Origin of the sequence: Streptococcus sp. IsoGale021, assembly GCF_031142795.1 — a bacterium.
Lineage (GTDB): Bacteria > Bacillota > Bacilli > Lactobacillales > Streptococcaceae > Streptococcus > Streptococcus hominis.
Window position 1 is genome coordinate 101,882 of record NZ_JAKZJH010000007.1, and the last position, 11,188, is coordinate 113,069.

The following is an 11,188-nucleotide window of genomic DNA, read 5'->3' on the forward strand; positions in this document are numbered from 1 at the left end:
GTTCAAAATGGTAAAAGCTAGAAACATTATGTTTGTCCAACAGATTGACTATTTCCAATCTTCAAATTTACAAGATATCATCGAGTATATGACGAATACTCTGAAACCGATTCGTTTTGCGGGAATTTTGCATGATAAGGATATTGGGCAAGATGGAAACCTTGTCACACCACATATACACCTTGTTCTACAGTTTGAAAGTGCTAGAAGTTTAAATAATCTTGCTAAGTTGACTAAACAACCAATACAGTGCTTTGAGCAATGGAGAGGTTCTGTTAATAATGCTTATTCATATCTCGTTCATCATACGGAGTCCAATCAAGATAAATACCAATATTCTCCCAAGGAAGTTATTGCTAATTTTGACTATTTACTCCTATTAGACACTATCGAAAAAAATGTAACCAGACGATATGAAATAAATGACACTATGATTATAGATAATCTACTGGATCTACTCTATACAGGTGATATTACAAAATCAGAAATTGAACAACGACTTACTGGTTCACAATATGCCAAAGCAAGGCAAAAAATAGAAACCGTCTACCTAAAACGACTAGAAACACAAGCTGAACTATGGCGACAAGAAATGATTAACAAGGATGAAATTGTTACGATTATTTGGCTTTTTGGAAAAGCAGGAACAGGGAAGACTCGTCTAGCACGTCAATATGCAGAACAATATGACCATAACTATTTTATTACGGGCTCAATCCGTGACCCTTTTCAACAATACAATTTAGAACACGTGATTATCTTAGACGAATTACGCCCTCATCAATTTGACTATTCAGACTTACTCAAAATGTTTGACCCCTATAATGTTAAAGCTATGGCAAGTAGTCGTTATTTTGATAAGCCGTTACTAGGAAATATTTATATCGTCACTAGCCCCTACTCTCCCTACGATTTCTTTTTAGAATTAACTAAGAAAAGAAAAACAAGTCATATCGATTCTTGGGGACAGCTAATGCGAAGATTATCTTTGGTAATCGAAGTAAAAAAAGAACATCTGCAATTTTACAAGTACGAACCAATAGATCAGATGTTTTATATAGACCATGGTAATAAATTACCAAACCCATTTAAAAATCAAACTGATACAGAAGAAACTATTCAAGATAAGTCGTACCAGTTATTTTTAGAATTGAATAAGAAAAAGGAAAGGAATGAATAAATGCAAGAGATTCAGACAGTTACCTACATAGATATCGCAAATCAAGGATATCCAGAAGGCACAGCTCGCCGTGTTATACGAGAGGGTAAAAAATTACTTGTCGAAAGAGGTTTCAAACTTTATAAAAACAAAAGGATTGGAAGAATACCAAAGACTATTGCCGAAGAAATTCTTGGATTCAAAATAATCTCAAAACATGATATAATAGATACTGTACTCTTAGCTACTGACATAGAAAGAGGAAAATAATATGTCAGTTATCAAAGGATACAAGGGAAAATGGAAAGTAGATATTACCGATGGTATAGACCCATTGACTGGTGAAATCAAACGACATAGAAAGTCAGGATTTACCACTCGTAAAGAAGCGGTTCAATATGAGGCAGATTATCGCTTAAACAAACTTCACCAAGTTCAGATTAAAGATAAAGTATCTGTCTCTCACCTTTACTCTTTAGTTCAACAAGAAGATGAACTCCGTGGAAATAAACGTGGCACCATTGATACACAGATATCATACTATAACCAATATGTCTCTAAGTTTTTTGAGCATGCAGATATGTCTGCCATTACTATCCATGAAGTAAAAAAATTTAGAGATTGGTTGGTAAAACAACCAAGTGTCAAAGGTGGAACACTATCAAGCACGACTGTTAATCAGCAAATGATTTTTCTGCATAAAATGTTTGATGTTGCTGTTGCTAATCGTCTTAGACAAGATAATCCATGCAACGGACTAAGGAAACTACCTGATAAACACAAGGAGATGTCTTATTTCACTCCGGAAGAATTCAAGCTATTTGATTCTCTGTTCACAGAAGATGAATACATGTTTCAGCTATTTTATCGAGTACTTATGTTTACTGGTGTTCGTGTCGGCGAAGCATTGGCCTTAACTTGGAAACAGATTAATTTATCGGAGGGATATATCGATATTAAGTATTCTGCTTACTTTCGTAATAACAAGGTCCACATCGGAACAGTAAAAACTACCCAATCCAATCGTCGAATTTACATTCATAAGGCATTCGTTCAAGAACTAACGGAATGGAAAGAAAAACAAGCTCATCTATTACTAGAGTTTACGGACAATACAGATAACTTACAAATCTTTCAAGACAGTCCTTTGCAACTGACTGCTCCAATGGTTTCTAATCAAAAGATTAAATTGAAAAAAAGAATGCCTGCATCATTAAAAATGATTCGTAATCACGATTTCCGACACTCACATGCAGCGTTTCTAGTTTCAAAAGGACTCAGAAACGGTGAGGGAAAAGATTATATATTTTTTACACTTATGAAACGACTTGGACACAGTAGTATTAATACAACTATCAACATCTACTCGCACCTATTCCCAACTCAACAAAAAGAAGTCGCCAATGCTTTTGACAATTTTTAGGGCAAAAAATGGCAAAAAAATTTATTAAACAGGGCTCAAAGTCTTGATACGAAAGGAATCTAGAAAATATTATGATGAACATGCAATCAATGATGAAACAAGCACAAAAATTACAAAAACAAATGGAAAAAGGGCAAGCCGAGCTTGCGGCGACAGAATTTGTTGGCAAATCTGCCCAAGACCTCGTGGTCGCAACTCTTACAGGTGATAAAAAAGTCGTCAAAATCGACTTCCAAGAAGCTGTTGTCGACCCAGAAGACTTAGAAACTTTATCTGACATGACAACCCAAGCTATCAACGCTGCCCTCGCAGAAATTGATGCCGCAACTAAGAAAAAATTAGGTGCCTTTGCAGGCAAAATGCCGTTTTAAAACAAATCTCAAAAAACTTACCCCCTCCTAGTTCATTGCTAAGAGGGGGCTATTTTATGTAAAATTAAAGAAATCAAAGGCTTTATTGAGGAGTAAGTCTGTATATTTTGGATTGTCTTTCAACTCTTTAATGGAACTTTGCACCAGTTGAACATCGTCCGTTATGATACCGTCAACATTCAAGCGGAAAGATTTTGCAATGCTGTTTACATCGTTGACCGTCCAATCATAGAGCAATTTATCGGCTTGCCACAACTTAGAAACAAAGTTTTCATCCAGTGTGGAATATTCCATAGTATAACCGCTAGCTTTGGTTCGTGGGAAGATTGTATTATAAGGCAAGATAAAAAAGCTTTTAATGCTGGCATCGTATTTCACAACCTTTTCAATCACGCGATAGTCCAATGAATGCATTTGATGCCCGTACTTTTTAATCGTTGGGCCATATTTTTTCAAGAAGCGCTCCATCATATCCGAAGAATCTTTTTTGCTGGTTTTGATTTCAATGAGCAGCCGCTGTCCCAATTCGTTGGCACGTTTGAGATACGCATCAAAACTGGAAATTCTTGTCCGATAGCCATTTTCTGAAACATCTAAATCAGTTAGTTCTGCCAAGGTCAAATCCTGTGGGCTTGCATTGACACCCGCCAAATTTAAAAGATTAGCATCGTGCATCATGACAAATTGACCATCTTTTGTCTCTTGCACATCCATTTCAATATAATCCGGCTTCAGCAAAGCTGTCTTTTCCAATGACTGAATCGTATTTTGTACACCATTTTTCTGCGACACTCCTCGGTGAGAAATCGTAACAGGAACAGTTTCCAATGGAAAAATGAGATACATATAACCTTCTACAGCAAAGAATATAGAAGCAATGGAAATCACAAGCCAGCGCAAAACGCGATCGAACTTCCGCCGCGGACAATCCGCCAAGCCTTGCTCAGTTAGAAAAGAAACAAATTTAATCAAGAAGTAGCTCAACATCAGATAGTGAGCATTTTTCAGCAACACATAATTCATCACACCAGCAATCGTTGCCACTTGATTGGAATGACCGTCTGAAACATGCTGTAAAAGAAAGAGAGGCAGAGCCATTCCAAAAAAGAAGAGAAAAGTCTTGGTCACAATCCAAAACAACTGCCAAGAATAAAAGAAAGTTCGTTTCTTAGTTTTTTCTAAGCTGAACTGCACCGCTTCTCTTACGGAAGAATTTTCAAAAAAGATTTTTGGCAAGGCAAACATCAGCTTGACCGCAATCAATAACATCAGCCATACAAGCAGGGTCAGGACGACAGCACCCCAAAAATACGTCTCTTTCAAATAAGTTAAGATAAAATTTGGAACTAAAATTTTGTTTAGATAGTAAATTTTGAGGATTTTTCGGAGAAAAGGAAAGAGCAGAGCGATGTAGAGCAAGACAAACAAGATTTTACTAGGACGTGCCTGCTTTAAGGTGAGCAAACTGTCTGCTATGGTTTTCTTGGTAAATTTCAAGAGGGTTCGCTTTTCTTGAGTCAATAGATTGTGCGCTCCTAAAAAAAGAAGTGTGATTTGAACATAAGCGACCAACAGATTGGCTAAAAACAAGAGGATAAAAGCCAGAGTAACTAGAGGATGACTAGATAACACTCCAACTACATTGTTATACGATAGAAATTGATAGCCCGTCTGACGAAGCAAAGTACCTGCCGCCCACGAATTAAAAGGCAACCAAGCATATTCCGTCAGCATAAAAATAATAAAAAACAAAAATAGAATTTTATCAAGATTTTGATAGAGTTTTTGAAAACCTAAACGCTGTTGTTTCATCATTCTCCTTTAACTTATTTTTCATCAACTGAAGCATAGAGAGGATTGGCTAGACGGATTAAGTCAGCATAATCTTGTTTTAATGCTTCAAAAGCTATTCTGACCTCTGTCGGAATCTCCACATGCGCAATATAGTTTTTTCCTTTTGGTCCGTACCCAGTTGCATTGTCCGTTAATCGTGGAATTTCTCCCATTAACAAACTGATGTAACGCTCCATTGCCCACATACCATGAAGTTTCTATTTAAAAGTCAACTGTTCTTCTTTCACCGTCACTTCTGCATGATATGCAGCAAAATTGATAATTTTCTTTTCCTTAGAGAGGTACTTTCTAAGCCCTGCATCCATTCGTTCCTGCATAGTGGCATCCTGACAAAAAATAATAGACTGATAATCAATCTTTTCGTGCTCCAACAAATCCAATAAATAAGTGATGTTGTTTCCACAATTGGTCGAGCGACACTCCAAATAATCAGCTGCTAAGTTATACTTTTCTTTCAAGTAAGCATTGAAAATTTCTGCCTCTGACAAAGTTTGTGTTTCTATTTTCGGATACTCTTTAGCGACTACTTGGCGCAAAGTATCAGTCGTATGACCCGCGCCACCAACAATCACATAAATCTTTGCGATATTCGCGAACATAGCCTGCGCTAGAATATTTCCACCCGCTAGAATACTCCCACCAAACAGCACCATGACATCAGCCTGTTTTAGGCTATATTTATCTTCTAAAGCTTTTTGTGTTAATTCTGGCAAATCGCGTTTCCCACAAAAAGAGCCAAGGATATTGATATTGTTTGCTAGTTCTTCCTTTACCATACCTTTCATTCTATAAAAAAATCTCAGTTTCTTCAACCGAGATTCTCTCTATCGTCCAAACAATCTTGCAAAGAAACCTTTCTGCTCTTGTGCTTGCACTTTTTCTTTAGCTTCGTCCAATTCTAATAGCAACGTTTCACGCTCATTCATGGCCTTAGCAGTCAATTGCTGCTGCTGGTCTAATTGCTTATCTTTTTCAGCAATTTGCACATCTTTCACGCGCAATTGCTCATCTTTTTTAGCTAATTGAGCATCTTTTGCTTTTAACTGGTCATACAAACGCACAATTTCTGCATTTTTCTCATCTACCAAAATTTCCATGAGCTCACGTTGCTTGACATCTTCGCTGACCGGTTCATCTTCAAAAATCGTCTTTTTGTAAATTTCTTCCAGCTTTATCAAACCGCTGCGCGTCACAACGGTGACCCCTTTTTCATTCTTGTCGGTATCTTCGGGCGCAAGAGTTTTGACCCGATTGTTCATCGCCTGACGGCTAATCCCTAAAATCTCGGCTAGCTCGCTGACTGTCTTTTCAATTGCCATAATTTCCTCTGAAACTTTTTCTAGATATATACCTAAATCTTATCATATCAAGGCTTAACTGTCAAATTTGCTCCGGATTTCAAGGAATTTCACCATATTTATGATACAATAAAATTTGACATATTCATTTAAAGAAAGAAGTACAATGAACCATTTTGATACAATTGTGATAGGCGGAGGACCTGCTGGTATGATGGCTGCTATTTCCAGTTCTTTTCATGGACAAAAGACTCTCCTCTTAGAAAAAAATAAACGCTTAGGTAAGAAACTTGCCGGAACAGGTGGCGGACGCTGCAATGTGACGAATAATGGCACTTTAGAAGATTTATTAGCTGGCATACCAGGCAACGGTCGCTTCCTCTACAGTGTCTTTTCCCAGTTTGACAATCATGACATTATGAATTTTTTCACTGAGAATGGCGTGAAACTTAAAGTGGAAGACCACGAGCGCGTTTTCCCAACAACAGACAAATCTTCTACAATTATTGAAGCCTTGGAACAAAAAATAAAAGAGCTGGGTGCTACAATCAAGACACAGACAGAAGTGGTTTCTGTAAAGAAAAACGCGGATTGCTTTATCATCAAGTCAAGTGAGCACATTTGGAGCAGCGACCGATTGATTGTCACCACAGGTGGTAAATCCTATCCTTCAACTGGCTCTACTGGCTTTGGCTATGAGATTGCGCGTCATTTCAACCATACGGTTACTGAGCTAGAGGCTGCTGAAAGCCCACTTTTGACTGACTTTCCACATAGGGCTTTGCAGGGGATTGCATTAGCCAATGTCACCCTCCATTATGATAAACATATCATCACTCACGACCTTCTCTTTACTCATTTTGGTTTATCTGGTCCAGCCGCATTGCGACTTTCCAGTTTCCTCAAAGGCGGTGAAACCATTTATTTAGATGTCTTACCACAGTTTTCTGCGGAAGATTTGGCAGCATTTTTAGAAAATAACCGAGAAAAATCGCTCAAAAATAGCCTCAAACAATTACTTCCTGAACGTCTGGCAGACTTTTTCGCGCAGCCATTCCCTGAAAAAGGCAAACAATTGACTGGAAAAGAAAAAGAAGAGCTCATTCAACAGCTCAAAGCTCTACCGATTCCTATTATCGGCAAAATGTCTCTAGCCAAATCTTTTGTGACCAAAGGCGGTGTCAGTCTTAAGGAAATCAATCCCAAGACTTTAGAAAGCAAACTAGTTTCTGGGCTTTATTTTGCTGGCGAAGTGCTGGATATCAATGCTCATACCGGTGGATTTAATATTACAGTCGCTCTCTGTACTGGCTGGGTTGCTGGAAGTGTGGAATACTAAAAATAGAGCAAATGCTACCATGCAGAACACTAGTATTTGCCCTATTGTTTATTTTACTTGTGAACGTATGCTTGGATAACATCTGCTGCATATTGGGCCGTTCCAACTCCAAATTGGTCAATATTTTTCTTAAATTCAGGATTTGCCACGTAGCCTTTTCCAATAAAAGCGAAAACTTCCAGAGAACAATCAAAGGCATAGGTATTCATTGCTTGAAATAACTGCTCGGCTTCTGATAAATTCTCTTGTGCTTCCACAGCTAGACCTTTTTGCATATTGTTAGCTAGATTGCGAAAAACTTTGTTAAATGCTTCCGTCGTCTCAGTTTCTTTGCCAACTTGTCGTGCACGCGACTCGTCCATTACTTCTTTACCGTATGTTTCAACCGCTTGATGATAATAATTTGCATGCTCATCGTAGGTAAATCCAACAAATTTTTCTTGTGTCGTCATTTTTCTTTCTCCTTTTTGAGCTTGAATTGTCTTTTGCAAGGTGAAAATCAAGGTATCCAAATGTTCCCTTTCCTGCTGCAAAAACTGCAATTGCTTGTTCAAGTGAGGCAATAGTTCCTGCTCTTTCTGACCTAGTAGCTCTGCTATTTTCTTTAAAGAAAATCCAAGATATTTGTAAAATAAAATAATTTGCAGGCGCTCTAAATCTGCTTCACTATAAAGGCGATACCCGTTTCCAGACTTTTGCGGCACAAGCAAACCTATTTTATCATAGTGATGCAGTGTTTTGACAGAAACACCTGAAAGCTGCGCAGCTTCTTTGATTTGATACATCATTTCCTCCTTACAAATCTCATTATAAACCCTCCCCTTAGGTTGAAGTCAATACTTTTTTAAAAATATTTTACCCCCAAATAGAGTTATCACAAAGTACGCCCTTGCTTTGTACAAAAAATCACTAATGTTGCTTGCAAAGCAAATCTCAACACCATTCGCTTTTCAAATACGAAAGAGCACTTTTGACGAAAACTTTGTTTTCTTTATCCACCACCTCAATAGTCTAAGGGACTGTTGAGCACCCTTGCGGGGGTGAAACTACCAGCTCCCATTGTGCCTGGGAAACTCTAAACTGACTAAAAACAGCAAAGTTTTTCCGAACTCCCCCTGTAATGATAACTAACATAAACAGAGTCGGCAAGTTAATAGTTCTTTTGTCCCTATTGTCTCTGTTAGCTATCTCTTCTTTCACTTGTTTCAACTGCATCTCAAAACGAAAGAAAACATAGAAATAATAAGGATTTTCGCTCGTAGAATATATGAATTTTATTGTATTATTTGTGAAATTTTGGTAATATATATATAATAATACAAGAGTACTTGTATGAGGAAAGTTAGTGTCTGGCTATCCTTAAAAATAAACAAAGAATAGAAAGGATTAAAATGTCAAAAAAGAAAAAAGACACACCGTTAGTCTTTCTAGTCTTGCTGAAGTGGTTAGCTGAACTGATCTATTTTGTAGGAATTGTGTTCGTTGCCGGCACAGCTCTCCTACTCTTAACATATAATATTCTCAATATACCGCTAGACTATATCCATATTGCAGCTTTAATTGCTTCTTTCATCTACATATTGGTTGGATTTTTAGTGGCAAATAGTTCCGAAGACATCGTAATCGCTAGCAACTACTTTAAAATCCTATCGGCGCTTGGTTACTTAGCAGTCATTAGCTACTTTGACAATCAACTATTTGATTATTTAAAAAATCCAGTCGTTGATATCTGCTTAGCCATACCATTTTTGATTGCCATTATTTATAAAAAAATTTATAGAAAAATGATTTACCGTGCTGTCTTTAAAAAACATCATTCTGTCTCTTTTTACAGTGAGTATTCAAGTATTGAAGAGATAAAAGACTCGATGTTAGAAGCTGTCCGTGAAGCAGTTAAGGACGGTCACAAAGAAAATGTAGAAGTTGTCGGAAAAAATTTCCGGCAAGATGCAAAAGGAAATATCATCGGTATTTTCAAAATTTCACTAGCTCGTAAATTATTTAAAATCACTCAGCCAAAACTAATGCTGATCACCTTAAACTTTAATATCAATAATAATGAATAGGAGTCTACAATCATGTCAGAAATAGATAAACCCGTTTTAACACTAGAGCAAGATCGCTTCTTAAAAAACAAATCATTTGATACTTACAAAAAGAAACTTGAAGTGCTATCAAGAGCTTATAGTGCTAATGCCATGAAAACAATCAATGGCTTCTCATTAGATTCAGAAGAACAATACAAAGCACTGTTTGAAGCTGTATTCTCAGGTGTTTGGGACGTTGATACCGGCATGCGTTATGTCAACGTTACAGAAATCATTGGCGTATCTAGTTTCTTGGCTGGACAAAAAGATGAAAACGGCTACTATGTCCGTAATTCTAATGGTGAGATTGTCTGGGACGTTGTAGACATTGACGAAGCTGAACTTTTCACAGACGAGCAAATCGCAACTATTGTTCCAAAAGAATATCGTGGAAAAGCATTTGTCATTCGAGAGCTAGATGCACGCAAAGAATGGGGAGAAAAACAACCTTCAGAAGACATTTCTGAAGAGGTACAGCCCGTTGATGAAGAGGCAGTTGTTGATGTAAAGACAGAACCAGAACCTGAGCCTGAACCAATTGTCCAACCAGCACCTACCGCTGAAACGAAGGTTAAACAACAGAAACCTATCGTAAAACCAGACCCAGTAGTAAAGCCACGTCCCATGACAAAATCTGAAAGACAACAACAAAAAAAAGATTACACAAAAGAATCCATTAAAATTATCAATGCAACCATTGATAGCCTTGGATAGTAACAGTGTTCAATAATATTAAAGAGTTTGGGACAAAAAGATTTCAATTTTTAAAAATCTTAATTATTAAGCCCTTCAAATCTATAATTAAATACGAAAAGCGAGCAAAGCAAAATTCTGATTACCAGAAAACTAGTTTTGTTCGCTTTTTATATTTGAGGTCGGACTTTTGTCCCAGCCTCTTTTGTCCTCTTTTCAATCTGAAAAGGATTGACTTAAATTTTAAAATAGAAGTAGAACGAAGCACTTTTGACTTATTTATCATATATCCAAATACACAATCAACAACGACATTATATTATAACAAAGAGGTTGAGACTCGGTCTCAACCTCTTTTTGTCACTATTGCCTAGCAAGAGTTAGGATAATCATCGTTAGGGACTTATTCTTCCTCTTTACGTTTCTTGAAGCCAAGCATTGACAATGCTGTAGCAGCAAACGCTAATCCTACCAATGCTGCACCATCATTTGTAACTTCACCTGTTGAAGGCAAGGTTACTTGTGGAGTTACAGGTTGTTTTGGAGTAGTTGGCACTACTGGAGTAGGTGTTGGTGTAGGAGGTGTTTGCGGTTTTTCAGGTGTCTTAGGAGTTTCTGGCGGTGTTTGTGGTTTGTCAGGAGTCTTAGGCTTGTCTGGCGTTACCACTGTTACCGTATTAGAATTTCTTTCAACACCATTGATGATTTCAGTAAAGGTATTCTTCACAGTACCATAGTCAAGTTGTTTCACTTGCATATAACCTGTAGCTTGGAATTCACTATTATCTGAAATACTGTTCAAGAAGGCGCTAGAGAATGAGTACACAACTGTTCTTGTCTTGTGATCAACAGTTTGGTTGACAAACTTCGTCAAATCTGTACCCTTGGCAATCTTTTGACCATTCTTAAGAAGAATATCTGTCTTCGCATACCATTTGTGAACACCGTTGTATTCTACTAATGA

11 protein-coding genes and 1 pseudogene are annotated in these 11,188 nt (G+C 37.3%); 7 read left to right on the forward strand and 5 right to left on the reverse strand.

Going from position 1 to position 11,188, the window contains the following annotated elements; genetic code table 11:
• The first annotated feature begins 7 nt into the window (after nucleotides 1-7).
• From RG565_RS06545 to RG565_RS06560, 4 genes are all read left to right on the forward strand, one after another.
• A complete protein-coding gene (locus tag RG565_RS06545) occupies nucleotides 8-1,180 on the forward strand; it encodes a Rep family protein (RefSeq protein WP_247937440.1) in 1,173 nt (390 codons plus the stop codon).
• The gene (locus RG565_RS06550; protein WP_084878153.1) at nucleotides 1,181-1,429 is read left to right on the forward strand and encodes a DUF3173 family protein; all 249 of its coding nucleotides are present in this window, start codon (nucleotides 1,181-1,183) and stop codon (nucleotides 1,427-1,429) included.
• A 1-nt stretch (nucleotide 1,430) separates the two neighbouring features.
• The gene (locus RG565_RS06555; RefSeq protein WP_247937439.1) at nucleotides 1,431-2,582 is read left to right on the forward strand and encodes a site-specific integrase; all 1,152 of its coding nucleotides are present in this window, start codon (nucleotides 1,431-1,433) and stop codon (nucleotides 2,580-2,582) included.
• A gap of 71 nt (nucleotides 2,583-2,653) precedes the next feature.
• Entirely contained in the window at nucleotides 2,654-2,953 is a 300-nt protein-coding gene (locus RG565_RS06560) for a YbaB/EbfC family nucleoid-associated protein (protein ID WP_022526525.1), read from the forward strand.
• Nucleotides 2,954-3,007: 54 nt separating this feature from the next.
• On the opposite strand, the gene RG565_RS06565 is transcribed toward RG565_RS06560, so the two are convergent.
• The 3 genes and pseudogenes from RG565_RS06565 to RG565_RS06575 all read right to left on the reverse strand — a co-directional run bounded on the left by RG565_RS06565 (nucleotide 3,008) and on the right by RG565_RS06575 (nucleotide 6,126).
• Nucleotides 3,008-4,765 (reverse strand): glycerophosphoryl diester phosphodiesterase membrane domain-containing protein, encoded by a 1,758-nt coding sequence (locus RG565_RS06565; protein ID WP_247937459.1) that lies wholly within the window; start codon nucleotides 4,763-4,765, stop codon nucleotides 3,008-3,010.
• A gap of 14 nt (nucleotides 4,766-4,779) precedes the next feature.
• A pseudogene (locus RG565_RS06570) lies at nucleotides 4,780-5,583 on the reverse strand (YdcF family protein).
• Nucleotides 5,584-5,631: 48 nt separating this feature from the next.
• Nucleotides 5,632-6,126, reverse strand: coding sequence for a DUF536 domain-containing protein (locus RG565_RS06575; RefSeq protein WP_003032083.1), 495 nt, complete (start codon nucleotides 6,124-6,126; stop codon nucleotides 5,632-5,634).
• Between the two features lie 145 nt (nucleotides 6,127-6,271).
• On the opposite strand from RG565_RS06575, the gene RG565_RS06580 reads away from it, so the two are divergent.
• On the forward strand, nucleotides 6,272-7,444 hold the full coding sequence (locus RG565_RS06580) for an NAD(P)/FAD-dependent oxidoreductase (RefSeq protein WP_247937438.1): 1,173 nt from the start codon (nucleotides 6,272-6,274) through the stop codon (nucleotides 7,442-7,444).
• A 53-nt stretch (nucleotides 7,445-7,497) separates the two neighbouring features.
• Here the strand turns inward: RG565_RS06580 and RG565_RS06585 are convergent, their stop codons facing one another.
• Complete coding sequence (locus RG565_RS06585) at nucleotides 7,498-8,229, reverse strand: MerR family transcriptional regulator (RefSeq protein WP_247937458.1); 732 nt, start codon at nucleotides 8,227-8,229, stop codon at nucleotides 7,498-7,500.
• Nucleotides 8,230-8,835: 606 nt separating this feature from the next.
• Here RG565_RS06585 and RG565_RS06590 point away from each other — a divergent pair.
• Together RG565_RS06590 and RG565_RS06595 are read left to right on the forward strand one after the other, a co-directional pair.
• A complete protein-coding gene (locus tag RG565_RS06590; protein ID WP_247937437.1) occupies nucleotides 8,836-9,510 on the forward strand; it encodes a hypothetical protein in 675 nt (224 codons plus the stop codon).
• Between the two features lie 12 nt (nucleotides 9,511-9,522).
• Nucleotides 9,523-10,245: a hypothetical protein gene (locus RG565_RS06595; RefSeq protein ID WP_247937436.1), complete on the forward strand. Its 723-nt coding sequence runs from the start codon at nucleotides 9,523-9,525 to the stop codon at nucleotides 10,243-10,245.
• 382 nt (nucleotides 10,246-10,627) lie between these two features.
• On the opposite strand, the gene RG565_RS06600 is transcribed toward RG565_RS06595, so the two are convergent.
• Nucleotides 10,628-11,188, reverse strand: a 561-nt coding sequence (locus tag RG565_RS06600) for an LPXTG cell wall anchor domain-containing protein (RefSeq protein WP_308937461.1), incomplete at its 5' end; no start/stop codon positions are given.